Source organism: Pseudoclavibacter endophyticus (assembly GCF_008831085.1).
GTDB classification, from domain to species: domain Bacteria; phylum Actinomycetota; class Actinomycetes; order Actinomycetales; family Microbacteriaceae; genus Pseudoclavibacter; species Pseudoclavibacter endophyticus.
Window position 1 is genome coordinate 1,853,083 of record NZ_WBJY01000001.1, and the last position, 23,726, is coordinate 1,876,808.

The following is a 23,726-nucleotide window of genomic DNA, read 5'->3' on the forward strand; positions in this document are numbered from 1 at the left end:
CCACCCGATCGGCAGCTGGGGGCAACGGACATGAGCACATCGGGTGACGACCCAACGCTTCCCGTGAACCGCCAGTTCGCGCTTCTGCTCGCGCTCGCGTGCAGCGAGCGCGGCCTCACGAAGGCCGACGTCCTCACGAGCGTCGACGGGTACCGCCAGACGAGCGACGCCTCCGGCATCACGCCGGCGCTGGAGCGCAAGTTCGAACGCGACAAGGAAGACCTGCGCGACATTGGCATCGACATCGAAACGCTCGAGGATCCATCCGCGCCTGGCGACAATCAGCTGACGCGCTACCGCGTGCGCGCCGAGGGCGGATCAACACCGCTCGACCTCGACGCGCACGAGTCCGCCATCCTCTCGCTCGCGGCGGCCGCGTGGCGCGAGGGGGCCCTTTCAAGCGAGTCGCGCCGCGGCCTCATGAAGCTGCGGTCCCGCGGCGTCGAACGGCTGCGCGACGCTCCCAGCATCGCGCCGCGCCTTCGCGGGCGAGAACCGCAGTTCGATGCCTTCACGGGAGCCATCGCCGCGGGCCGTGCCGTCGCCTTCGACTACGTCAAGCAGGGCGCGGCGCTGAGTGAGCGGCGCCGCGTGGAGCCGCTCGCCCTGGTGCAGTACGGGGGTCGGTGGCTGCTCGTCGGCTACGATCTCGACCGCGGCGCCGAGCGCCGCTTCCTGCTGCGGCGCGTGCGCGACGGCAGCATCGCCCCCGTCGGGCGCGTCGACGAGACACGTGCCGCGGCGAGGAGCGGCCGCGACATCGGCGCCGAGTCGCTCGCCGACCTGCACCGCTTCGCCGCGAGTCACCCCGTCATCGTCGAGGTGCGCCGGGGCGGCGACGCCGAGTTGCGTCTCGCACGTCGGGCCGTCGCCAGCAACGAGCCGGGGCGCGCGGATGCCGCAGCGGGCGCCTCCGTGCAGCTCACGATCGAGATGGCCGATCTCGAACTGCTCGCAGACGAGCTCGCGGGCTACGGCCCCGAGCTCGTCGTGCGCGAGCCCCCCGAGCTTCGCGACGCGGTGGCGGAACGCCTCCGTCGCGTGCTCGACGACCATGAGGAACCGGCCGCGTTCGACCGGCCGGTGCGCGCGCAGCACGCGACCGGTGAGCCGACCGCGGAACGACACCACGATGGGAGCCCGCTATGAGCACCGGCGAACGCCTCGCACTGCTGGTCTCGCTCGTGCCCTACCTGCACGCGCTCGGCGAGCCGGTCTCGGTCACGGATGCCGCCGCCCACTTCGACGTGCCCGAGCGGCAGATCCGCGGAGCCGTGAAGCAGATCGCCGTGTCGGGTCAGCCAGGCGAGTCGGGCACGTACCAGGACCTCGACCTGTTCGACATCGACTGGGATGCGCTCGAGAACGACGACGAGATCGTCGTGACGCGGTTCGTCGCACTCGAGCAGCCACCGAACCTCTCGCCGCTCGAGGCGGCCACGATCATCGGCGGCCTGCACTACCTGCGCCAGCTGCCGTCGCTCGCGTCGAGCGAGGTGCTCGACCGGCTCATCGCGAAACTCGCGCGCGGCGGCGCTGCGCCGATCACGGTCGACACGGCGTCGGCGACCGAAGCGCTCCCCGTGCTGCAGGATGCCCTGCAGCGAGGACGGCGTGTCACCTTCGCGTACCGCAGCCCGACCTCGGGCGACTCGGAGCGCACGGTCGATCCGATACGCCTCGAGGCCCTCGACGACACGTGGTACCTGCGCGCCTGGTGCCTTGGCCGCGACGACGAGCGGCTGTTCCTGCTCGACCGCATGCGCGGTGCCCGCATGCTCGACGAGGCGTCCGAAACGCACGCCACCCCCACCGCGGACGGTGCCCTGTACCGGCCAGGCGACGCCGATCCGGTGGTCACGCTCGACGTCGCCGCGTCGGCGCTGCCGATCGTGCGCGAGTACCTGCCCGAGCGGGATCGCCCGCTGACGCCGGGCGCGGACGGCCGCTACGTCGTTGAGGTGCACGCCGGCACGTGGGAGCACTTCGCGAGACTCGCCTGCGCGAACGCCGGCCGCATCCGGGTCATCGCCCCCGGCGAAGCGCGCGACGCCGTCGCCGACTGGGCGCGCCGAGGGCTCGCAGCCGCGGGCGCGGCCGGCCTGTAGGCTCGATTCCTATGCCGTGGTGGTCGTGGATCCTGATCTGGGTGGGGCTCGTCCTCATCCTCGTCGGCATGCTCCTGCTCGTGGCGCGAACCCTGTATCGCAAGCTGCTCGCCCTGCAGGCGGAGCTCGAGCGCTTAGAAGAGCTGCTCACCGAGCTCGAGCAGCGCGCCGACGCCCTCGTGCAACGCCCCGAACCAGTGAGGCCGGCGATCGTTCGCGGCCTTGATGAGGTCGCGGACGAGCGGCGATCCCTGCGTCGCAGGATCGATCGCCGGAAGGATGCGCGCCGGGCGGCGAGGCTTCAGCGCGGTAGACTGCTGACGACGGCCGACCCGATGCAATTCGCGTTTCTCGCGCGCAGGAAGTAGTCCCGCTCCATGTTCCAGAACCTGACCGGATGGCACTTCGTCATCCTGCTGGTCATCATCCTGCTGCTGTTCGGCGCCCCCCGCCTTCCCGCCCTCGCACGCAGCCTCGGCCAGTCGTTTCGCATCTTGAAGGGCGAAGTCCGCCGCGACGGCGATGCCGGCGTTCAGCGCGATTCGGACGGAATGCCGGGCGATGTCCCGGGGACCGCGGGCGCCGCGACCTGGTCCAGCGATGCGTCGGCGCCGCAGCAACCGGCGGCCGATCAGCCCGTCGCACCGCAGCAGCCCGCCGCACCGCAGCAGCCCGCACCGCAGCAACAGCCTGCACCGCCGGCGACCGGCTCCGGCCAGGCCGGGCCGAACGACCCGGGCGACGCCCCGCCGCGCCAGTAGCCGGCATGGCCGCCGCCTCGTCGCCACGGCCAGGGAGGTCACGCACGAAACGATCGCGCAATCCCGAGGCGCGCATGCCGCTCATGGCCCACCTGGTCGAGTTCCGCAATCGCTTCATCATCTCCGCGATCGCCGTCGTGCTCGGCATGATCGGCGGATTCCTGCTCACCGAAGTCGTCTTCGACGCGATCCGCGTACCGATCACGGAACTCGCCGCCGTCCGCACCGGCGGGGCCGTGCTGAACTTCTCGAATGTCACGACCGGGTTCGACATTCGGCTCCAGATGGCTCTCACGCTCGGCATCGTGATCTCGTCGCCCGTTTGGCTCTACCAGGTCTGGATGTTCCTCATGCCGGGGCTGAAGAAGCGGGAGCGCCGCTATGCGCTCGGGTTCGTGGGCGCCGCCATTCCGCTCTTCCTCGCGGGGTGCGCGGTGGGGTGGATGCTCATGCCTCGCATCGTCGAGGTCATGGCCGGGTTCGCGCCGTCCCAGGACGCGATCTACCTCGACGCGAAGTACTACTACTCGTTCGTTTTGCAGCTGTGCCTCGCCGTGGGCATCGCCTTTGTCATGCCGGTTCTGCTCGTGCTGTTGAATCTCGCGGGCGTGCTCGAGGGTCGCACGATCCTGAAGGGATGGCGCGTCGCCGTGCTGCTCGTCGCACTCTTCGCGGCCCTCGCGACGCCCTCTGCCGACGTGCTGTCGATGTTTCTCCTGATGATCCCCATGATCGGCCTGTACTTTCTTGCCGTGGGCATCTCACTGATCGTGGACCGTCGTCGGCGCAAGCGGCAGGCCGCCGCCGAGGCCGAAATCGAGTCGGAGCTGTCGAGCTGATGGCGTCACCAGCCGAGCGGTACGCCGCCAGCGCCAAACGCGGCCGATTTCCCCAGCTCGACTGGTTCCGCAGCGAACTGTCGTTCGATCTGGACCCGTTCCAGCTCGCCGCGTGCGAGCGCCTCGAGGCGGGGGACAGCGTGCTCGTCGCCGCCCCGACGGGTGCTGGCAAGACCGTCGTCGCAGAGTTCGCCGTGTACCTCACGATGCGAGAGCCGCACGCGAAGATCTTCTACACGACGCCGATCAAAGCGCTGAGCAATCAGAAGTACCTCGAGCTCGTCCGCCGGTACGGGCAGGGCGAGGTGGGCCTGTTAACGGGCGACACGAATGTGAACTCCCAGGCGCGCATCGTGGTCATGACCACCGAGGTGCTGCGCAACATGCTGTACGCCGACAGCGACCTGCTGGGCGACCTCGCCTATGTCGTCATGGACGAGGTGCACTACCTCGCCGATCGGTTCCGCGGCGCGGTGTGGGAAGAGGTCATCATCCACCTGCCGAGCGAGGTGCGGATGGTTTCACTCAGCGCGACCGTCTCGAACGCCGAGGAGTTCGGCGACTGGTTGCAGGCCGTCCGGGGCGACACGGCGGTCATCGTGTCAGAGGAGCGACCGACTCCGCTCAATCAGCACGTGCTCGTCGGCGGCCGCCTCTACGACCTGTTCTCGACCAAGGACGGCGACGCCGCCGACCGTGTCAGCCCCGACCTCGTGCGCGCGACGCAGGTGCGCGGGCGACGGTCAGACGGCCGCGACCGGATGCGGGGCCAGCGCGGCCGGGGCGGCGGCTGGCATGACCAGCGCGCCGCTGCCCACCAGCGGATCGGCCGAGCAGCGATCGTCGAGCTCCTGGACGCCGCGGACATGCTGCCGGCGATCTGCTTCATCTTCAGCAGGGCCGCCTGCGACGACGCGGTCGAGCAGGTGCTGCGCTCCGGGATCTCGCTGACGACCGCCGAGGAGCGCGACGAGATCCGCTGGATCGTCGAGGAGCGCTGCAGGCGGCTTCCCGACGGCGACCTCGCCGCCCTCGGGTTCGCCGGGTGGGTCGACGCCCTCGAGCGCGGCGTCGCCTCGCATCACGCCGGCCTGCTGCCGGCCTTCAAGGAGGTCGTCGAGGAGCTCTTCCAGCGCAAGCTCGTCAAAGTCGTCTACGCGACCGAGACTCTCGCCCTCGGCATCAACATGCCGGCGCGCACGGTCGTGCTCGAGCGGCTCGACAAGTTCAACGGCGAGTCGCGTGTGCAGATCACCCCGGGCGAGTTCACGCAGCTCACGGGACGAGCGGGGCGACGGGGGATCGACGTCGAGGGGCACGCCGTCGTCCAGTGGCGCGAGGGCCTGCATCCGCAGGGCATCGCGTCGCTCGCCTCGCGGCGGTCGTATCCGCTCAACTCGAGTTTCCGCCCCAGCTACAACATGACCGTCAATCTGCTCGACCGCTTCGGCCGCGAGCGATCTCGCACCGTGCTCGAGTCGAGCTTCGCGCAGTTCCAGGCCGACCGCGCCGTCGTCGATCTCGCGCGCACGGCGCGCGAGCAGCGCGAGTCGATGCGGGGCTACGAAGAGGCCATGACATGCCACGTGGGCGACTTCGTGGAGTATTCGAGCGTCCGGCGCCGGCTCACCGAGCTCGAGAAGCAGCGCGTGCCCGGCGACGAGCCGCGGCCGGTCGAGGCCAGGGCACGCCGAAACGACCAGCTCGCCCAGCTTCGCGAAGACCTGCGCCGGCACCCGTGCCACGCGTGCCCGGATCGCGAGGCGCACGCCCGCTGGGCCGAGCGGTACTGGCGCCTGCGCCGCGAGAACGAGAAGATCACGCGGCAGATCGAGTCGCGCACGGGCGCCGTCGCCGCCCGCTTCGATCGTCTCACCGGCCTGCTGCTCGAGATGGGCTACGTGCGCGAGGGTGACGAGGGGCCCGAACTGACGACCCACGGGCACCTGCTCAAGCGCATCTACGGCGATCGCGATCTGCTCGTGGCCGAGTGCCTGCGCCGCGAGGTGTGGCGCGAGCTCGACCCCGCGTCGCTCGCCGCCATGGCCGCCGCGCTCGTGTACGAAGCCCGCCGTGAGGAGGACGACCCGCCCGAGCGCGCACTGCCGAAGGGTGCCTTCCGCGAAGCGATCGCCCGCACCCGCGAGCTGCGAGACACCCTCGACGAGATCGAGGCGCGGCACGGCGTCGCGACCTCCAGCGACCTCGTGCTGGGGCTCGTGCCGGCGATGCACCTGTGGGCGCGGGGCGGCCGGCTCGACGATGTGCTCGCCCGCGCAGGGCTCGCGGCCGGTGACTTCGTGCGCTGGTCGAAGCAGGTGCTCGACCTGCTCGACCAGTTGCAGCAGGTGTCGGCCGGTGGCATGCGCACGCGCGCGCACGACGCTGTCGCGCTCGTCCGGCGCGGAATCGTCGCCCACGCGAGCGTGAGCGAGTGACGGTCGCGATCCGGCGCAGCACCGCGAGAGGAGCCGGCGCCGTGACGGGTGAGCCGCGTGCGCCGATCGGCATCGCGACGGCCGTCGCGATGTCAGCGCTCGCCGGCTTCGTCCTCTCGTGGGCGTTCCCCGCACCGGGCTGGTGGTTCCTGGCGCCCATCGGGGTGGCGGGGATGCTGCTGCCGCTCGTGGGACGCACGGTGAGGGGCGCGCTCGCCGTGGGGTTCACCGGCGGACTCGCGTTCTACGGCGATCTCATCTCGTGGGCCACCCTGTTCCTCGGCCCCGTGCCCTACGGGGCGCTCACCGTGCTCATGGCGATCTGGGTCGCGATCGGCGCCGCGCTCATCTCGAGCGCCTACCGGTGGTTACCGCGCAGGTGGCCAGGCCGTGCGGGCAGGCTCGTCGCGCTGCCGATCGCGGTCGCCGGGCTGTGGACGCTTCGTGAGGCCGTCGCGAGCACCTGGCCGTACGGAGGCTTCGCGTGGGGACGGGTGGCGCAGTCGCAGTCCGCCAGTCCGTTCGGCGACCTCGTGAGCTGGCTCGGCCTTTCGGGGCTCTCGTTCGTGCTCGTCGCCCTCACCGCGCTGGCCGTCGAGTGGGGGCTCCACGCGGCCCGGTGGCGCAGTGACGCAGCACCGGCGCTCGCGCCCATCGCCACGACCCCGCGGGCCCGCAGGGAGTCGCGAGCCAGGTCGGCCGCCTCGGCCGCCATCGCGGCGTGCGCCGTCGCGCTGATCGCGGCCGTACCGACCTTCCCGGTCACGCAGACGGGCACGATTCGCATCGGAGCGGTCCAGGGCGCCACGCCCGAAGCCGCCTACTTCATCCCCAACGAGCGCCGGGACGTGTTCGACGCCCACGCCCTCGCGACCGGGCTCATCGCCCTCGACGCCGACCTCGACCTCCTGCTGTGGCCCGAGGGGTCGATGTCGAGCAGCAGTCCGCTCTTCAACCCCGACGTGGCCCGCGAGCTGTCGATCCTGAGCGCCAGGTACGGCGTCCCCATCCTCGCGAACACGGTCACCGTCCGGCCTGGCGAGTCCGAGGGCGACGACCAGTACTTCAACACCCAGTTCGTCTGGGACGGCTCGGCGCCGTCCGCGCCGGGCTGGACGGGCCAGACCGTCGACAAGCAGCATCCGATCCCGTTCGGCGAGTACATTCCCGACCGCGACTTCTGGTACCCGCTCGCCCCCGACCTCATCGGGTTGGTCCAGCGCGGCTATACACCGGGGGAGGGGCCCGCCGTGCTCGACGTCGCCGGGGTTCGCGCCGGCACGTTCATCTGTTACGACATCGTCGACGATGGCGTCATCCACGACGCGGTCACGGCCGGCTCCACGGTGCTGCTGGCGCCCACGAACAACGCCGATTTCGGGCGCACCGACGAACTCGACCAGCAGCTCGCGTTCGCTCGGCTGCGAGCCATGGAGACGGGGCGCGCGATCGTGCAGGTCTCGACCGTCGGCAACAGTGCCGCGTACGGGCCGGATGGGACCGAGCTCGCCTCCCTGACGCAGTACGTGCCAGGCGCGATGGTGGTGGACGTTCCGCTCTCCGAGACGACAACGCCGGCCGTCGCATTCGGGCGGGCGATCGAATGGCTCCTGGCCGGAGCCGGGCTCGCCCTGCTGCTCGGGGCGCGAGGCGCTGCCGCGATGCCGCGCCGAAGGCGCTCGGGCAACGAGTGACGCCCGATCGCGCTCGTCTCCGAGCTGCGATCGGGCGCCGTTTCCGGTCTCGCCCCGGGTGCCGGGTCACGCTGGAGCGCGACCCGCCAGCCGGCGCGCGACTATCGGTCCTTGTTCGCAGTACCGCGTCGTGCCCGAAGCACCCGCAGTCGTTCGTCCAGGATCTCTTCGAGCTCCTCGCGCGAACGACGCTCGAGCAGCATGTCCCAGTGCGTGCGCTGGTGCTTCTCGGGCGGGGCCTCGTAGGGCACGGGGGCCCCCTCATCGTCCAGCAGGCGACCCTCGTTGCCCGACTTCGGCGAGTACCACACCTCGGGCACCTCGGCGTCGGCTGCGAACGTCACGACGAACCGCTCGCCGTCGTCGGTCACGTACGAGCGGTACTGCCGGTCGACGAGCACAACGCCCTCTTCGCTCTGGAGGCTCTGGCCGCCGAGACGCATACCGCGCAGGCTACGATCTGCCATCGCGTCCTCCTTCCTCAATGGGCCCATGTCTACCGCGTCAACCAGGGAGCGCGGTGACGGTTCGACCGCGGCGCGGGATGCTCGCGGGCGATGTTCAGACGCGGGGGCGGCCCTCGTATCCCGCTGCGTCTGCTTCTGGTGTATCCGGGTGGCGAGGAGCCGACACGGCTGGAGGCGGCGAGCCGTCCGCGAACGAAGATGCCGTCGCCGCGATGGATGCCCGTGCCGCCACGGCGAGATCCGTGCGGTCGGTCACGATGCCGTCGACACCGGCCCGCCAGAGCCGAACCATAGCGGTTTCATCGTTGACCGTCCAAACGTGAACCTCCCGGACATGCCGCCGGAGGCGAGGCAGCCGCTTCGGATGGACGAGGCTAAGTCCGAGCGCACGCTCCGGCACCTGCACCGCGTCGATGTCTCGCAGGGCGCGGCGCAGCATCCGATCGCTTCCGACCTCGATGGCGGCAAGCGCGGCCGCGATCCGCTCTCGCGTCGCACCGCGGGCGGCATCGGGCGCGTGGCGCCACGCTGCGCGGGCGTTCGCCTCGGTGAACGAGGTCAGGAGCACGCGCCCGCTCGCCCGGGCGGCGACGACCGCGCGCGCGACGGGCTCCGCGGCCGCCGGGGTCTTCACGTCGATGTTGAAGCGGGCTCCGGGGAACTCAGCGAGCGCATCGGCGAGCGTCATGAGCTCAGCGCCCTGCGAGCGCCGTTTCGCGAGCGCGGGCCAGCGCTCGTCGGCGATCGTGAGCCGGCTCCCATCGAACCGTTCCAGCGTCGGGTCGTGCCACAGCACCGCGACGCCGTCGGCGGTGACATGCGCGTCGGTCTCGAGGTGGGATGCGCCGAGAGCGAGGGCGGCGGCGAACGCCGCATGCGTGTTCTCGACGGGGCTGAGATCGCCGAACGAACTCGTCCCGACTTCGCCCGCGCCGGGGGAGCGACCGCCGCGCGGCACGCCGCCGGCCGCGCGCGGCGACGCATCACGGATGAAGCCGCGATGGGCGAGAATCCGCGGGGGCGGTGGCGAGAAGTACGCGAGCTCGGCGCCGGGTGCGTCGGCGGCGTCGGCGTTCTTGGTCACGCGCCGAGCGTATCGCGGCACGGGCTGGCCGTGCCGGAGGATCCCGCCCGGGCCGGCCACTAGACTCGCGGCATGGTTGCAGACTCCACCAATCCGCTCGGTTCTGACGCCCTCGAGGGCACGCGTGCACTCGTCACCGGCTCGTCGCGTGGCATCGGCGCCGACACCGCGCGCTACTTCGCCGCGGCTGGCGCGAGCGTCGTCATCAACTACCGGAGCAAGGCTCCCCGCGCCGAGAAGCTCGCCGCACAGATCGAGGCGGACGGCGGGCGCGCCATCGCCGTCGGCGCCGACCTGACTGATGCCGAGTCGCGCGCCACGATGTTCGCGACGATCCGCGAGGCGTACGGCGGGCTCGACCTGCTCGTGCTCAACGCGTCGGGCGGCATGGAGAAGGACATGGGCGACGATTACGCGCTTCGCCTCAACCGCGACGCCCAGGTCGCGACGCTCGATGGGGCCGTGGAGCTCATGGACCCCGGAGCTCGCGTCGTGTTCGTCACGAGCCACCAGGCCCACTTCATCGACACGACCCCGACCATGCCGGAGTACGAGCCCGTGGCCCGCTCCAAGCGGGCCGGCGAGATCGCCCTGCTCGAACGCGTGCCGCGGCTCACCGAGCGCGGCATCGGCTTCGTCGTCGTCTCAGGCGACATGATCGAGGGAACCGTGACGGCGACGCTGCTCAACCGGCTCTCGCCCGGGGCGCTCGAGGCCCGCCGCGAGGAGGCGGGCCGACTCTACAACGTCGCCGAGTTCGCGGCCGAGGTCGCAAGGGCCGCCGTCGATCCGATCCCGGAGGGGAACCTGCGTCTCGTCGGCGACACGTCGAGTTTCATCGGCGGGGGAACCGTCGTGCCCGAGGCGCAGGAGGCGTAACGGTGTTCACGGGGCTCGTCGAAGAGGTCGGCACGGTCGTGGCGATCGAGCGCGCGGGCGATCTCGTTCGCCTGCGCATCCACGGCCCCGTCGCGGCCGGCGGCGCGTCGCTCGGCGACTCGATCGCCGTGAGCGGCGTGTGCCTCACGGTGACCGAGCTGCCGGGCGACGGCGCCTTCGCCGTCGACGTCATCGGCGAGACGCTGAACCGTTCGTCGCTCGGGGCGGTCGCCGAGGGAGGAGCCGTGAACCTCGAACGGGCCATGGCGCTCGGCGATCGCCTCGGCGGGCACATCGTGCAGGGTCACGTCGACGCGACCGCGGCGCTCGTCGAGCGCCGCGACGAAGGGGAGTGGCGCGTGCTGCGCTTCGAGCTGCCGGCCCCGGCGGCACCGCTCGTCGTCGAGAAGGGCTCGATCACGGTCGACGGCGTCTCGCTGACCGTCTCCGCGGTGACGCCGGCGACGGCCCCAGCGCAGTGGTTCGAGGTCAGTCTCATCCCCGCCACACTGCGCGAGACGACGCTGGGCGCGGTTGGGTCGGGCGCGCTGGTCAATCTGGAGACCGACCTCGTCGCGCGCCACGTCGAGCGGCTCCTCGCATTCGGTGCCCGGAACCCCGACTCGGCGTCGCCGGCCTAGCCGTCGAGGAGGCGAGAGCCCTATCGCCCGATGCGATGGGCGTGTTCGATGGCGCGGACGTTCTCGTCGCTGCCGAGGAAGTCGACGAGATCGCCGAGCAGCCGGCGCCATCCCTCGCGGGATTGCGCGACGATTTGCTGAGCATCGGCCACGTCGTCAGGGAATCCCGTCTCGATGACGCGGATCTTCGTGCCGTGCTTGCCCTCGCTCACGAGGAGACGGAAGGTCGTCGTGTAGTTGCCCGGCGTCGAGGTCCACGAAGCGTGCAGCTCGCGACCCTCGTGATCGATCGCCGTGATGTCGCCGCGCACGCGTCGCGCCGGGGTTCGTCCCGGTCGTGGGGAGATCGCCTCGATGGTGGCGCCGGCGACCGCCTGGAAGTCGTGCCCCGGCCACCACCGGGTCCGGACATCCGGGTCGACGATCGCGTGCCAGACCAGGTCGATGCGCGTCGTGACGCGAACGGAGATGTCGAGCGAGGGGGTGTGCACGCCGTCAGCCTCGTGAGCCGGGAGTCTGGCCCCGGAAGTCGTCACGAACAGCGGACACCGCGCGATCTCGACCGCTACTTGCGGCTGTGGCCGAGGATCTGGGTCGGGATGAAGATCGCGAGCGAGTTCAGCAGGATGCCCGAGAGAAACACCAGGAGGCGGAGGGTGTCGCCATCGACCTGGAACGCGAGGCCGTAGCACCAGAGACCCGCCACAAAGATGGCGATGCAGAAGATGGCGATCAACGCGCTCACAGTCGGAACTCCTCGGCAGTCGTACGGGGGCGAAACGCCCAGGTGCGACCCAGCCTAGTGGATGCCCGGCCCCGGACATGGACGGCGGCACGCCGACGCCCTATACTCAGAGTGATATTGGAACAGCATGTTCGAATATCGAATCAGCAAGATTCCGATCTTGCACGGACAATGTCGTCACCCCGCGACATCGACGTCCAAGCGCTACAGCGAAGAGCGCCACAGAGAAGAGGAGAGGCCGTGCTGTTCCACGACCACGGATACGTGTCAACCGACCCGCGCATCAAGCCAGCGGCGGGCACCGGGATCGACCGCCAGGCGGAGCTGCCCGACGAGATGGATGTGCTGATCATCGGCAGCGGCCCGGCCGGCATGCTCACGGCGGCACAGCTGTCGGCGTTCCCGAACATCACGACGCGAATCATCGAGCGCAGGCCCGGCCGCCTCGCCATCGGTCAGGCTGACGGCATCCAGGCGCGAAGCGTCGAGACCTTCCAGGCGTTCGGCTTCGCCGACGAGATCATCAATGAGGCATTCCACCTGACCGAGATGGCGTTCTGGAAGCCCGACCCGCAGCATCCGGAGCACATCGTGCGCTCGGCACGCGAGAAGGACGACCCGTCCGGGGTCAGCGAGTTCCCTCACCTCATCGTGAACCAGGCCCGCGTCCTCGACTACTTCGCGACGTTCGCTCGCCGCCAGCCCGGGCGCATCGAGCCCGACTTCGGCATCGAGTTCCAGGGCCTCGAGATCGAGGATGGCGCCGAGCACCCGGTCAAGGTGACCGTCAAGCACGTGGCGGGGGAGCGCGAGGGCGAAGAGCGCGTCGTCCGGGCCAAGTACGTGCTCGGCGCAGACGGCGCGCATTCTCGCGTTCGCGAGTCGATCGGCGCGAAGCGTCAGGGCAAGGTCGCGTTCCACGCCTGGGGCGTCATGGATGTGACGGCCAACACCGACTTTCCCGACATCCGACTCAAGTGCGCCATCACGTCGAACGACGGCGGCAGCATCCTGCACATCCCCCGCGAGGGCGGGTACCTGTTCCGCATGTACGTCGATCTCGGTGAGGTCCCCGAGGACGACAACCACGCGGTGCGCCGCACGCCGGTCGAGGAGATCATCAAGCGCGCCAACCAGATCATCCACCCGTACACGCTCGACGTGCGCAACGTCGCGTGGCACAGCGTGTACGAGGTCGGCCACCGTGTCACCGACCGCTTCGACGACATCTCGGAGGACCGCGCCCACCTCGACCCCCACGTGTTCATCGCCGGTGACGCGTGCCACACGCACTCCGCCAAGGCAGGCCAGGGCATGAACGTCTCGATGCAGGACGGCTTCAACCTCGCGTGGAAGCTCGCCTATGTGCTCGATGGCCGCAGCCCCGCCTCGCTGCTGCGCACCTACACAGGGGAGCGCCAGGTCATCGCGCAGAACCTCATCGACTTCGACATGGAGTGGTCGGCGATGATGGCCAAGCGGCCCGAGGAGTTCGCGACGCCGACCGAGCTCGAGGACTTCTACACGAGCACGTTCGAGTTTCCCGCGGGCTTTATGACGCAGTACGAACCGTCGATGATCACGGGCGAGGCGACGCACCAGCACCTCGCGACCGGATTCCCCGTCGGCAAGCGTTTCAAGTCGGCCGAGGTCGTGCGCATCTGCGACTCGACACCCCAGCACCTCGGCCACCTGCACGAGGCCGACGGCCGCTGGCGCGTGTACGTGTTCCCCGGCGCGCAGGCGCCGGGACAGCCCGGCACGCTGGCCGACTGGGCCGAGTGGTGGTCGAACGATCCGGAGTCGCCCCTCAACGTGCACACGCCGGCCGGCGACGACATCCCCAGCCTGTTCGACGTCAAGGTCGTCTACCAGCAGGACTACGCCGAAGTCGAGCTCGCCCACGCGCCCGACGCGTTCAAGCCGGCGGGCGGGCCGTTCCAGCTCGTGAACCTCAACAGCGTCTTCGCGACGGGCTTCGGCACCGGCAACTTCTACGACGAGCGCGGCATCTCCGACGAGGGCTGCGTCATCGTCGTCCGCCCCGACCAGTACGTCGCGAACATCGTGCCGCTCACCGCGACCGATGAGCTTGCCACGTTCTTCCGCGCCTTCTTGCTCGACCGCCGGTAACGCCGTCTGCTCGACCGCCGGTAGCGCCGGCGCCGCCGAACCGGCGGCGTGAACGCCCACGGCCGGATGCCCCGGTTGATTTCTCGAATCCTGACCGATTCCGAGAGATCGGCCCACGCATCCGGCCATCGCGTTACCGTGATCGGCATGGGCCAAAGCGACGACGCCACGACGACCACCCTCGACCACGCAGACGCCGCGCATCCGGCTGACGCCCACGACACGATCCGCGTGCACGGCGCACGGGAGAACAACCTGCGCGACGTCGACATCGAACTGCCGAAGCGCCGGCTGACCGTGTTCACGGGTGTTTCGGGATCCGGCAAGAGCTCGCTCGTCTTCGCGACGATCGCGGCCGAGTCGCAGCGCATGATCAACGAGACCTACACGAGCTTCGTGCAGAGCTTCATGCCGTCGCTCGCGCGCCCCGACGTCGATCTGCTCGAGGGCCTCACGACCGCGATCGTCGTCGACCAGGAACGGCTCGGGGCCAACCCGCGTTCGACCGTCGGCACGGCGACGGACGCGAACGCATACCTGCGGATCCTGTTCAGCAAACTCGGCGACCCGCAGGTCGGGCCGCCGACCGCGTTCGCGTTCAACACCCCATCGGTGTCCGCCAGTGGCGCCATCACGGTGCAGCGAGGCGACAAGACGATCGCCGAGAAGGCAACCTTCAACCGCATCGGCGGCATGTGCCCCCGATGCGAGGGCACGGGGTCGGTGCAGGACTTCGATCTGGCGGCGGTGATCGACGACTCGCGGACGCTCGCCGATGGGGCGATCCTCGTGCCCGGCTACTCGATGGACGGCTGGTACGGCCGCATCTACGGCGGCTCGGGCTACTTCGACATGAACAAGCCCGTTGGCAGGTTCACGAAGCGCGAGCGGCACGACCTGCTCTACCGGGAACCGACAAAGCTCAAGGTCGACGGCACGAACCTCACGTACGAGGGCCTGATCCCGCGCATCCAGAAGTCGATGCTCTCGAAAGACGTCGAGGCGATGCAGCCGCACATTCGCCGCTTCGTCGAGCGTGCCGTGACCTTCGGCCGCTGCCCCGACTGCGACGGCACGCGGCTCGCCGAGCACGCCAGGACGTCGCTCATCGACGGGAAGAGCATCGCCGACTGCTGCCGCATGCAGATCGATGAACTCGCGGCGTGGGTGCGCGGCATCGACGCGCCGGGCCTCGGGCCCCTCGTGACGGGGCTGCAGGACCTGCTCGACTCGTTCACCGAGATCGGTCTCGGCTACCTGTCGCTCGAGCGACCGGCCGGGTCGCTGTCTGGCGGCGAGGCGCAGCGCATCAAGCTCATCCGCCACCTCGGGTCATCGCTCACCGACGTCACGTATGTGTTCGACGAGCCGACGATCGGGCTGCACCCGCACGATATCGAGCGCATGAACCGGCTGTTGCTGAGCCTGCGCGACAAGGGCAACACCGTGCTCGTCGTCGAGCACAAGCCCGAGACGATCGCGATCGCCGACCGCGTCGTCGACCTCGGGCCGGGCGCCGGCTCGGACGGCGGCGAAATCTGCTTCGAGGGCACCCTTGAGGGGCTGCGACGGAGCGGCACCCTGACAGGCCGCCACCTCGATGACCGGGCGCGCCTCAAAAATGCCGTGCGCAGCCCATCCGGCGCCCTCGAGATCCGCGGCGCCAACGACAACAACCTGCAGAACGTCGACGTCGACATCCCGCTCGGTGTGCTCACGGTCGTCACGGGCGTCGCCGGGTCGGGCAAGAGCTCGCTCATCCATGGGGCCCTCGGCGAGCGAGAGGAGGTCATCACGATCGACCAGGGCGCCATCAAGGGCTCGCGACGCAGCAACCCGGCGACCTACTCGGGCGTGCTCGACCCGATCCGCAAGGCGTTCGCGAAGGCGAACGGGGTCAAGCCCGGGCTGTTCAGCGCGAACTCCGAAGGCGCGTGCCCCGCCTGCAATGGCGCCGGCGTCATCTACACCGAGCTCGGGTTCATGGACACGGTGTCGACGCCGTGTGAAGTCTGCGAGGGCCGGCGCTTCGACGCGTCGGTGCTCGAGTACCGGTTCGGCGGGCGCGACATCAGCGAGGTGCTGGCGATGTCGGTCGCCGAGGCCGCGGCGTTCTTCAGCGAGGGCGAGGCACGCACACCCGCCGCGCACAAGGTGCTGGCGCGACTCGTCGACGTCGGGATCGGCTACATCAAGCTCGGTCAGCCGCTCACGACCCTGTCGGGCGGCGAGCGCCAGCGCCTCAAGCTCGCCGTGCACCTCGGCGGCGACGGTGACGTCTACGTGCTCGACGAGCCAACGACCGGCCTGCACCTCGCCGATGTGGGCAACCTGCTCGGCGTGCTCGACCGGCTCGTCGATGCCGGCAAGACCGTGATCGTCATCGAGCACCACCAGGCGGTCATGGCGCACGCCGACTGGATCATCGATCTCGGGCCGGGCGCCGGCCACGACGGTGGGCGCATCGTCTTCGAGGGCGCGCCCCGTGACCTCGTGCTCGACCCCTCGACGCTGACCGGGCAGCACCTCGCGGCGTACGTGGGGGAGTAGGGGTGGACACGGCGCTCCGTCTTACGCCTCCCCGGCGTACGAGCCAATGCTGAACGTATTGCCTTCCGGATCGCGCACCGTGCAGCCCCGGCCACCGTACGGCTCGTCGACGGGGGCCGCGAAGGACGTGCCGCCCGCAGCGAGCGCGCGCTCGTGCGCCGCGTCGACCTCGGCGTCGGTCTCGACCACGAGGTAGGCGCTCGCTGTGCCGACGGCGTCGTCGGTGGCGTGGGACGCGCCCTCCCGCACCGAGCCCGCCATGAGGCCGCCCGTGTCGCGCCAGCGGAACTGGGAGTGCTCGACGAGACGCTCATCGTCGGGATTGCGCACCACGAGCACCTCCTCGAACCCGAGAGCCCGGAGGAAGGCAAAGCCGGCGTCGGCGTCGCGGTACATGACGGTCAGAAAGAGCTGTGGTGTGGTCATGACGTCGATGGTTCCGGATGCGGGCGGGTCGCGTCTTGCAGGAATGGGACGGGATCCGCGCGGACGGGGAACGGATCGCCGAGCGCGGCGAGCGGGGGACGCCCGGCGAGCTCGCGCCACTCGTTGGCGAGGTGCGATTGATCCGCGTATCCCGCGAGCGCCGCGACGTCGGCCAGGGGAGTGCCGGAAGCGGCCGACCGCCATGACCGTTCGAAGCGCGCCACCCGTACGAGTCGCTTGGGGCTGAGTCCGAATTCCTGCGTGCACCGTCTGGCGAGCTGCCGTCGGCTCCATCCGATCTCGTCCGCGACGGCCTCCACGCGATCGCGCGTGCCGGTCAGCAGCGCCCATGCCCGCGCGAGGTCGGGCGAGTCGAATCCGGGCGAATGCGGCCCGGGAACTCGGCGCGCCTGCGGGCGATGTCCGTCCGCTCGCCAGTTCTTGACTCGCGCGAGCAGCCAGCGCTCGAGCAGGTTGAGGCGCTCATGCCACTCGGGCGCGTCGGCCAAGCGTTCATGGAGGCCCGCGGGGATCCCCGCCGACAGCTCGTCATGGTGCGCGAGCCCCTCGGAGAGTTCGGCGATGGGAAGACCAAAAATCGCGCGGACACCGAGGGGCGTGAGCGCGAGTTGCACGCCGTGCTGCCGGCCGTGGGTGTGCACGAGCGACGGGCGCGAGTGGAGGCCTGCGGCGAGACGCCAGAACGGCGTCGAGCGCTCGGGCTGCGCGGCCCATCCCGTGTCGAGCGGCTCGTCGAATGCCAGAATCACCGTGGCGGTGGTGCTCGGCAAGCCGAAGTGCACAGCACGACGATCGACGTGGAGGTCGTAGCCGACGATCGGACCCGCGAGGATGCCCCGCAGACCAGGATGCACACGCCGTTCCGCCACCGACATGGGCTCAGCGTAGCCTCGCCACGTCCGCGTCAGCAGGATTGCAGGGGTGCAGGGCTGCAGGCGCCGCAGGCGCCGCAACAGCGTCACGAACTCAACGAGACGCCGCGAGATGTCAAAGTGGGTTGACAACTCGCACCGTGTCAACCACCATTGACACATGGAGCACGCATTCGTCGACTCGGCCGCCAGCGACGACCCGGGAGTCGGCCTCCGGGCGGTCGGTTCGCTGCGCGAACTGGCGGACCGCATCGAGGCCCTCCAGGTGAGGCGCGCCCGCGACCTCGGCTGGTCATGGCAGGAGATCGCGGACGCGCTCGGCGTCACCCGGCAGGCAGTCCACAAAAAGCACGGCAGGAGAGTCTGATGTTCGAACGTTTCACCCGCGAGGCCCGCGAAGCGGTCATCGGCGCGCAGGAGGTGGCCCGTGAGGCCGGGTCGCACACCATCGACCCGCGACACCTCTTGGTGGCACTGGCGGAGCGCGACGACACGGCGGCCAGAGCGCTGCGCGATTCCGGGGTCGACGTCGACGGGCTCACCATGGCGCTGCGCTCGGAGCTGAACACTGAGGGACTCGACCAGAAAGCCCTGTCCAGCCTCGGCATCGACCTCGCCGCCATCCGCAGCCACGCAGACGCCACCTTCGGCCCTGGCGCGCTCGACCGCGCCGGCCACGCTTCCGGTCACATTCCGTTCACCCGAGACGCAAAGAAGTCGCTCGAGCTCGCATTGCGCGAGACGCTCCGCCTCAAACACAAGACCATCGGCGGTCGACACCTGCTGCTCGGCATGATCCGCGCAGCAGGCCCTGGCCGCGACGCGCTCAGCGACCGGGGCGTCGACCTCGACGAACTCCGCCGCGCACTGGACGAGCCGGACGCCTCCGGATCACGGGACGCGTGACCGGGCGAGGGACCAGAATGCAGAGCACAGTGATTGGCGCCGGTGCCGCGCACTCTCGCCCCTCGCGCCGGCAAGGTCGAGGACCCGCCCAGCCTGCGCGGGTAGGCCGGCCCAGGTTGATGAATACCCCGCAGCGCCGTCAGGGGTCGTCTGCGCCCGGCTGCAGGCGCCGGAGGAGCGACACGAACTGCTCGCGCTCATGGTCGGTGAGCGGTGCCAGCACGGCGGCCTGCACCGCGGCGACGACGGTTGCGAGCTGGGCGGCTCGAGCGCGCCCGTCCTCGGTCAGCGTCACCAGCTTGCGCCGGCCGTCGTCGGGGTCGGGCTCGCGCGTGACGTATCCGCCGGCTTCGAGCCGGTCCAGTGTTGTCGAGAGATCGGCGCGGTCAATGTCGGCGAGGCCGGCGATGCCGACCTGGGGGATCGGTCCCTGCTCGTCGAGGACCGCCACGACGCGCATCTCGCACCCCGTCGCGCCGATCTCGGCGAGGCGCGATTGCAGGCGCGTCTCGTTCACCGCGGTCGGCACAACACAGCATGCGGCAGCCACACGACGCGTCGAGCGATTGAGGCTGGTGCTCGAACGAGACCTGGCGGCGAACGACCGCGCACAGCTCGTCTCGGCGCTCGACACGATCCGCGCTCGTGCAACGACGCTCATCGACGCTGACTCCGAGACGTTCCGCGCCGAGACGCCCGACACCGAGGCGACTCCGGCGACAGAGCCACCCGCAAACGGTCCAGGCGAGCGCTGACGCGCAAGTGGGACCGCACGCCCCGCTCCCGCGCGACCCGGCGCATCCGATAATGCACATTATGACAATACAGTTTGATGTCGACCGTGTCGCGCTCCGAAGCCGCCCTCCCTCACTGCGGACGAGCAGAGCATCAGTTCATCCAAGGCTGTATAGTCACTCCGTGCTGACACGTGCTTCCCGCATCGACGTGATGAACCGGCTCGGCCGAGCCATGGCCGATCCCACCCGTTCGCGGATCCTCATGACGCTCCTCGAAGGTCCGAGCTATCCGGCTGTCCTGTCGCGGTCACTGGAGCTCTCCCGATCGAACGTGTCCAACCACCTGACGTGCCTGCGCGACTGCGGCATCGTGGTCGCCGAGCCCGAAGGGCGGCGGACCCGTTACGAGATCTCGGACCCGCACCTCGCGGCCGCGCTCACCGCGCTCGTCGACGTGACGCTCGCCGTCGACGAGAACGCGGCGTGCATCGATGCCGCGTGCACGGTGCCGGGCTGCTGCGCGGCGGCGACGACGCGATGACCGCATCCCTCACGGACGAGCGCCGCGCAACATTGCACCGCCGCGTGCGCCTCATCGTCGCCTTCACGATCGCGTACAACGTGATGGAGGCGATCGTGGCCCTGTGGGCCGGCGCCATGGCTTCCTCGGCGGCCCTGATCGGGTTCGGGCTGGACTCGGTCGTCGAGGTGCTGTCCGCCGCCGCGATCGCGTGGCAGTTCACCCGCGCGGATCCGGAGCGCTGGGAGAAGATCACGGTGCGGGCGATCGGCGTCGCCTTCTTCGCCCTGGCCGCCTACGTCACCGTGGATGCCGTGCTCGCTCTGGTTGCCCAAGAAGGCCCCGAGCACAGCCCGCTGGGTCTCGGGATCACCGCGCTGAGCCTCGTCGTCATGCCGCTGCTCGCCTGGTTCGAGGTGCGCACGGGCCGCGCGCTCGACTCGAAGAGTGTCATGGCAGATGCCAGGCAGCTCATCCTGTGCATCTACCTCTCCGGGGCGGTGTTCATCGGCCTGATCCTCAACAGCCTCTTCGGCTGGTGGTGGGCCGACTCGGCGGCTGCGCTCGTCGTCGCGGCCCTCGCGGTCCGCGAGGGAATAGAGGCCTGGCGCGGCGACGTCGAATCGCCCTTCGAGGTGCTGGAAGACCTGGGGAACGAGGATTGATCGACGCGCGTCAGCGACCCGCGCCGAGCGCCGTCTCGACAAACGCGCCCACGCGAGCCTCGATGTCGCCTGCCCGGAGACACTTCTCCTGATCGGCGGAGGCGCCGTCGGCGGCACCACCGGTCGGCCCGTCCGGAGGCGCCTCCCGATACCCACCACGGTCATCGCGCACGAACCGGGTGTGGCTCCCGCCATCATCGTCGAGCACGTCGACCGACACCTCCTCGTACTCGGGCATGTCGGCGAGCGTGGCTCCGTAGCGGCCGACCATACCGGCGAGCGGCAGTTCGGGTGCGACTGACAGGTACACCCGCCACGTGTCGGCGAGGTCGGCGTCGAGGAGCACGAATGCGTCCTCGGTCTGCGTGAACAGCGCGCTGCGAGGCGCCGACCCTCCCCTGACCGCCACGCGCACCCAGAAGCGCGCCGAGCGCAGCACCGCGCCAAGCCGTGCGGCCAGGCCCGTCACCACGAGCCCGCCGTCCCCGCCCACGGCGACCAGGCCGCGGGTGTAGAGGATGCCGACGCCGGCGCGCGCGAGCCGATCGGCGACGGCGGGATCATCGTCGGCGTCGTCGTACCCGAGAGCCTCCATCGTCAACCACGCACCAGGTTCGAGATCCGATCCGCCGGGGCCTCTGGTGATCGTCAGCAGCTCGAAATGCGTCAACCGCACCCGAGCCGTGTCGGGCGCCGGCGTGCCCGGCGCCGTGTCGGGCGCGGGCCGATCCCCCTCGGCGGATGACGCGGTGCTCATTTCACGCCGAGCCGCTCACCGACGTCGCCGATCGCCTCGCCCGCGCCATCGATCACGCCCGAACCGATGTCGACGACCCTTTCGAACTCGTCGCCCCATCCGGCATCGTTGGCGACCCCCTCGGCGAACGAGTACGCGTCCTCCCCGATCCGGGCGACATCGACATTGACCCCGAAGTCGACACCGGCGCCGAGCCCCCACGCCGCGTAGGCGCGGAAGCCCCCGTAGACGTTGCCGTCGCTGTATCCGACACGCGCGTTGGCGCCCACCCCGGCGCCCGCCCGGCCATCGACCCCGGGCTGAATCGACACGTAGTCGCCGATGATCGGGATCGGTTCGGCGGCGGAGAGCGAGGCCTTCGCGCCGGCGAACGCGCTGACGCCGACCCGCGCGTCGGCGCCGCCCGTGCCCACGCGCGCCGATGCCGCGGCGGCGGCCTCAGCCGTCACGGCGGCCGAGCCGCCGACCATTGACCCTCCGTAGTCCATGCGCGCGAGGTCAAGGCCCACGCCGAGGGCGCCCTCGCCGATCAGGAAGGCCTCATTGTCCTTCGGACCGACTCGGCCGCCACGCTGATCGCCAAAGATGTCCCAGCGCGCCTCTTGCCCGTCCCAGAGGTTGCCGTTCGCGCCGAAACTGAAGCCGCCGATGGTGCGGACACCGCTCTCGAGCGTCCACTCCCCGTTGTTTGACTGCCACCAGGTGACCCGTCCATCGTCGAGCAGATCCTCGACGGTGCGATCGAACCAATTGCGCTCGTGGGCATCGTCCGGCTGCGGCCCGCGGTCGCGCGGTTCGCCCGAACCATCCTCCCCCGGCGACGGCGGCGTCCCCGGTCCATTCGGGCCTCCGCCCGCCGCACTCGCGAGGTCCTGCTCGTCGGCGTTGCGGCGCAACACGCCGGCCAACGCCGCGGCGACATCGGCGAGCGCCCGCGTCCGCCCGGCCGTTTCGGCCCAGTCGCTGTGATACCGCGTCGCATCGGGGCCGGTCCATTCGACGCCAGCGACACTCGTCGTCGCCGTGGACTCCGAAACCCCGATGCTCGCCGCGATGCGATTCGTTTCACTGGCAATCGCGCGCAAGACCTCGGTGTCGGCACCGTACATCGCCAACGGCATCGTCACTCCCCCATCAAGCCCCGATTCAGAGGCGCACCCACCGTGCGGCGCATCACCGTGACGCTATCCGCATCCCCCGTCTCGGGGAATGGAGAGAACTCCCCACCCGGATTCGCTGGTCCTGGTCGTCACCCGTCGCGGATGCTAGGAGGGCCGGAGCACCGTCCAGAACTCGAGACCGACGACGGCGGAGGCGGCGAGGCAGACCAGGGCGAACGTCGTATTCCACAGGAACGCCGGCACGCGGGTGAGCTGCGCGAGCACGCCAGGATCGCTCGAGCGGCCACCGCTCCCCCAGACGGCCGCTAGGTGCCGCCAGGCGCCGACGACGAGCACGGTGCCGGCGCCGAGAAGCACGGGCGCCTGCAGCGCGTCGTCACGGAACCACCACAGGGCGGCCGTCGCGGCGATCGCCGCGAACATGACGAGCGCCGTGAGCAGTGAGCGGACCCGCACGAGCGAGACGATGAGCACGCCGAGGCACGCCGCGATGGCGGGCGCCGCCCAGCCGTTCGCACCGAGCCAGGCGAGACCGGCCCCGACGACCGCCGGCGCCGGGTAGCCGGCCCAGGTCGTGATCACCCGCCCGAAGCCTCGCGCCGGACCCTTCGTGACGGCGTGGCCGGACATGTCGCCGCGGACGACGAACCCGGTGAACTTGCGACCGACGAGGACGCCAACGAGCGCGTGACCGAGCTCGTGCACGAGGGTGATGGCGACGCGTAGCACCCGCCAAAGCGGCGGCGCGCCGATGCCGACGGCCGCGACGCCGAGGACGACGTACAGGATCGCCGGGTCGAGCGAAACGCCGCCTTCGGTCGGCGCGGTGCGTGCCCAGAGTTCTCGGAGCCAGGGCTCCTCGAAGATCGCCACCCTATGACGCGCGGCTACTGGCGCGCAGCGATTGGGCGCAGATCGAGTGCCACACGACGGGGCTTAGGAGCATGACGTGATCCCAGTTGATCGAGCCCGTGAAGATGGGGTGCGGCGCGAAGGCGTAGCACTCCCCCGCGCCCGGCACGATGCCGCGCTGGTGAAGCAGGGCGACTCCTTCGATGAGCAGCGCGTCGCGCGCCCATTCCGGCGTGTTCATGAGGCGCCTGAAGTGCGCCCGGTCATCAGCGACCGGGACGACGCCACCCTCGAGTACATCGATGCGCGCCACGACACCGTCGGAGCGGTCGAAGTACACGTCGCCGAACATCGACATCCCGATCGGACGAATGGGACCGTGCACGAGACCGTTCCACGGTTCGACGATGCGCTCCATATCGAGTCTGGAAGCGTCGACGAACAGGTGATCCCAGTCGAGCGGTGCCATTCGACCAGGCTAAGTGACATTCGCGCGCCCCGCGCCCTCCG

Annotated in this window: 27 protein-coding genes; 16 read left to right on the forward strand and 11 right to left on the reverse strand. The window is 70.2% G+C overall.

Going from position 1 to position 23,726, the window contains the following annotated elements:
* Positions 1–30 precede the first annotated feature (30 nt).
* From F8O04_RS08325 to lnt, 7 genes are all read left to right on the forward strand, one after another.
* Entirely contained in the window at positions 31–1,149 is a 1,119-nt protein-coding gene (locus F8O04_RS08325; RefSeq protein WP_158028774.1) for a helix-turn-helix transcriptional regulator, read from the forward strand.
* The gene (locus F8O04_RS08330; protein ID WP_158028775.1) at positions 1,146–2,108 is read left to right on the forward strand and encodes a helix-turn-helix transcriptional regulator; all 963 of its coding nucleotides are present in this window, start codon (positions 1,146–1,148) and stop codon (positions 2,106–2,108) included. The genes F8O04_RS08325 and F8O04_RS08330 overlap by 4 nt, the downstream gene beginning before the upstream one ends.
* Positions 2,109–2,119: 11 nt before the next feature.
* Entirely contained in the window at positions 2,120–2,476 is a 357-nt protein-coding gene (locus F8O04_RS08335; protein ID WP_158028776.1) for a hypothetical protein, read from the forward strand.
* A gap of 9 nt (positions 2,477–2,485) precedes the next feature.
* The gene (locus F8O04_RS08340) at positions 2,486–2,869 is read left to right on the forward strand and encodes a twin-arginine translocase TatA/TatE family subunit (RefSeq protein WP_158028777.1); all 384 of its coding nucleotides are present in this window, start codon (positions 2,486–2,488) and stop codon (positions 2,867–2,869) included.
* Positions 2,870–2,943: 74 nt separating this feature from the next.
* Positions 2,944–3,708, forward strand: coding sequence for a twin-arginine translocase subunit TatC (gene tatC, locus F8O04_RS08345; protein ID WP_158028778.1), 765 nt, complete (start codon positions 2,944–2,946; stop codon positions 3,706–3,708).
* Positions 3,708–6,146: a DEAD/DEAH box helicase gene (locus F8O04_RS08350; RefSeq protein WP_158028779.1), complete on the forward strand. Its 2,439-nt coding sequence runs from the start codon at positions 3,708–3,710 to the stop codon at positions 6,144–6,146. The genes tatC and F8O04_RS08350 overlap by 1 nt, the downstream gene beginning before the upstream one ends.
* A 41-nt stretch (positions 6,147–6,187) precedes the next feature.
* Positions 6,188–7,840 (forward strand): apolipoprotein N-acyltransferase, encoded by a 1,653-nt coding sequence (lnt, locus tag F8O04_RS08355; protein ID WP_225734920.1) that lies wholly within the window; start codon positions 6,188–6,190, stop codon positions 7,838–7,840.
* Positions 7,841–7,941: 101 nt separating this feature from the next.
* Here lnt and F8O04_RS08360 read toward each other — a convergent pair whose 3' ends face one another.
* Positions 7,942–8,307: an RNA polymerase-binding protein RbpA gene (locus F8O04_RS08360; protein ID WP_158028780.1), complete on the reverse strand. Its 366-nt coding sequence runs from the start codon at positions 8,305–8,307 to the stop codon at positions 7,942–7,944.
* A 94-nt stretch (positions 8,308–8,401) separates the two neighbouring features.
* A complete protein-coding gene (locus tag F8O04_RS08365; protein WP_188726204.1) occupies positions 8,402–9,391 on the reverse strand; it encodes a glycerophosphodiester phosphodiesterase family protein in 990 nt (329 codons plus the stop codon).
* Between the two features lie 72 nt (positions 9,392–9,463).
* Between F8O04_RS08365 and F8O04_RS08370 the strand changes: the two genes are divergently transcribed.
* On the forward strand, positions 9,464–10,270 hold the full coding sequence (locus F8O04_RS08370; protein ID WP_158028781.1) for an SDR family oxidoreductase: 807 nt from the start codon (positions 9,464–9,466) through the stop codon (positions 10,268–10,270).
* 2 nt (positions 10,271–10,272) lie between these two features.
* Positions 10,273–10,911, forward strand: a complete 639-nt coding sequence (locus F8O04_RS08375; protein ID WP_158028782.1) for a riboflavin synthase — start codon at positions 10,273–10,275, stop codon at positions 10,909–10,911.
* 20 nt (positions 10,912–10,931) lie between these two features.
* Here F8O04_RS08375 and F8O04_RS14815 read toward each other — a convergent pair whose 3' ends face one another.
* Together F8O04_RS14815 and F8O04_RS14820 are read right to left on the reverse strand one after the other, a co-directional pair.
* Entirely contained in the window at positions 10,932–11,402 is a 471-nt protein-coding gene (locus F8O04_RS14815; protein WP_188726203.1) for an SRPBCC family protein, read from the reverse strand.
* Between the two features lie 74 nt (positions 11,403–11,476).
* A complete protein-coding gene (locus F8O04_RS14820) occupies positions 11,477–11,656 on the reverse strand; it encodes a hypothetical protein (protein ID WP_188726202.1) in 180 nt (59 codons plus the stop codon).
* Positions 11,657–11,896: 240 nt separating this feature from the next.
* Between F8O04_RS14820 and F8O04_RS08385 the strand changes: the two genes are divergently transcribed.
* Together F8O04_RS08385 and F8O04_RS08390 are read left to right on the forward strand one after the other, a co-directional pair.
* The gene (locus F8O04_RS08385) at positions 11,897–13,789 is read left to right on the forward strand and encodes an FAD-binding monooxygenase (RefSeq protein WP_158028784.1); all 1,893 of its coding nucleotides are present in this window, start codon (positions 11,897–11,899) and stop codon (positions 13,787–13,789) included.
* A gap of 147 nt (positions 13,790–13,936) precedes the next feature.
* The gene (locus F8O04_RS08390) at positions 13,937–16,339 is read left to right on the forward strand and encodes an ATP-binding cassette domain-containing protein (protein WP_158028785.1); all 2,403 of its coding nucleotides are present in this window, start codon (positions 13,937–13,939) and stop codon (positions 16,337–16,339) included.
* 21 nt (positions 16,340–16,360) lie between these two features.
* Here F8O04_RS08390 and F8O04_RS08395 read toward each other — a convergent pair whose 3' ends face one another.
* Together F8O04_RS08395 and F8O04_RS08400 are read right to left on the reverse strand one after the other, a co-directional pair.
* Positions 16,361–16,765 carry a VOC family protein gene (locus F8O04_RS08395; RefSeq protein ID WP_188726201.1) on the reverse strand — a complete coding sequence of 135 codons (405 nt, stop codon included), beginning with the start codon at positions 16,763–16,765 and terminating at the stop codon, positions 16,361–16,363.
* A complete protein-coding gene (locus tag F8O04_RS08400; RefSeq protein WP_188726200.1) occupies positions 16,762–17,661 on the reverse strand; it encodes an AraC family transcriptional regulator in 900 nt (299 codons plus the stop codon). Before F8O04_RS08400 ends, F8O04_RS08395 begins: the two co-directional genes overlap by 4 nt.
* Before the next feature lie 157 nt (positions 17,662–17,818).
* On the opposite strand from F8O04_RS08400, the gene F8O04_RS08405 reads away from it, so the two are divergent.
* Complete coding sequence (locus F8O04_RS08405; protein ID WP_158028788.1) at positions 17,819–18,025, forward strand: helix-turn-helix domain-containing protein; 207 nt, start codon at positions 17,819–17,821, stop codon at positions 18,023–18,025.
* Positions 18,025–18,564, forward strand: coding sequence for a Clp protease N-terminal domain-containing protein (locus F8O04_RS08410; RefSeq protein WP_188726199.1), 540 nt, complete (start codon positions 18,025–18,027; stop codon positions 18,562–18,564). Before F8O04_RS08405 ends, F8O04_RS08410 begins: the two co-directional genes overlap by 1 nt.
* 139 nt (positions 18,565–18,703) lie before the next feature.
* Here the strand turns inward: F8O04_RS08410 and F8O04_RS08415 are convergent, their stop codons facing one another.
* Positions 18,704–19,081 (reverse strand): MarR family winged helix-turn-helix transcriptional regulator, encoded by a 378-nt coding sequence (locus F8O04_RS08415; RefSeq protein WP_188726198.1) that lies wholly within the window; start codon positions 19,079–19,081, stop codon positions 18,704–18,706.
* Positions 19,082–19,139: 58 nt separating this feature from the next.
* Between F8O04_RS08415 and F8O04_RS14825 the strand changes: the two genes are divergently transcribed.
* From F8O04_RS14825 to F8O04_RS08425, 3 genes are all read left to right on the forward strand, one after another.
* Positions 19,140–19,319, forward strand: a complete 180-nt coding sequence (locus F8O04_RS14825) for a hypothetical protein (RefSeq protein WP_188726197.1) — start codon at positions 19,140–19,142, stop codon at positions 19,317–19,319.
* A gap of 163 nt (positions 19,320–19,482) precedes the next feature.
* Complete coding sequence (cmtR, locus tag F8O04_RS08420; protein ID WP_158028791.1) at positions 19,483–19,842, forward strand: Cd(II)/Pb(II)-sensing metalloregulatory transcriptional regulator CmtR; 360 nt, start codon at positions 19,483–19,485, stop codon at positions 19,840–19,842.
* Positions 19,839–20,486, forward strand: a complete 648-nt coding sequence (locus F8O04_RS08425; protein WP_158029168.1) for a cation diffusion facilitator family transporter — start codon at positions 19,839–19,841, stop codon at positions 20,484–20,486. Before cmtR ends, F8O04_RS08425 begins: the two co-directional genes overlap by 4 nt.
* Before the next feature lie 10 nt (positions 20,487–20,496).
* Here F8O04_RS08425 and F8O04_RS08430 read toward each other — a convergent pair whose 3' ends face one another.
* From F8O04_RS08430 to F8O04_RS08445, 4 genes are all read right to left on the reverse strand, one after another.
* Positions 20,497–21,243: a hypothetical protein gene (locus F8O04_RS08430; RefSeq protein WP_158028792.1), complete on the reverse strand. Its 747-nt coding sequence runs from the start codon at positions 21,241–21,243 to the stop codon at positions 20,497–20,499.
* Positions 21,240–22,364 (reverse strand): hypothetical protein, encoded by a 1,125-nt coding sequence (locus F8O04_RS08435; protein WP_158028793.1) that lies wholly within the window; start codon positions 22,362–22,364, stop codon positions 21,240–21,242. Before F8O04_RS08435 ends, F8O04_RS08430 begins: the two co-directional genes overlap by 4 nt.
* 144 nt (positions 22,365–22,508) lie before the next feature.
* A complete protein-coding gene (locus F8O04_RS08440) occupies positions 22,509–23,237 on the reverse strand; it encodes a M50 family metallopeptidase (RefSeq protein WP_225734921.1) in 729 nt (242 codons plus the stop codon).
* 1 nt (position 23,238) lies between these two features.
* A complete protein-coding gene (locus F8O04_RS08445; protein ID WP_158028794.1) occupies positions 23,239–23,685 on the reverse strand; it encodes a hypothetical protein in 447 nt (148 codons plus the stop codon).
* Positions 23,686–23,726: the final 41 nt, after the last annotated feature.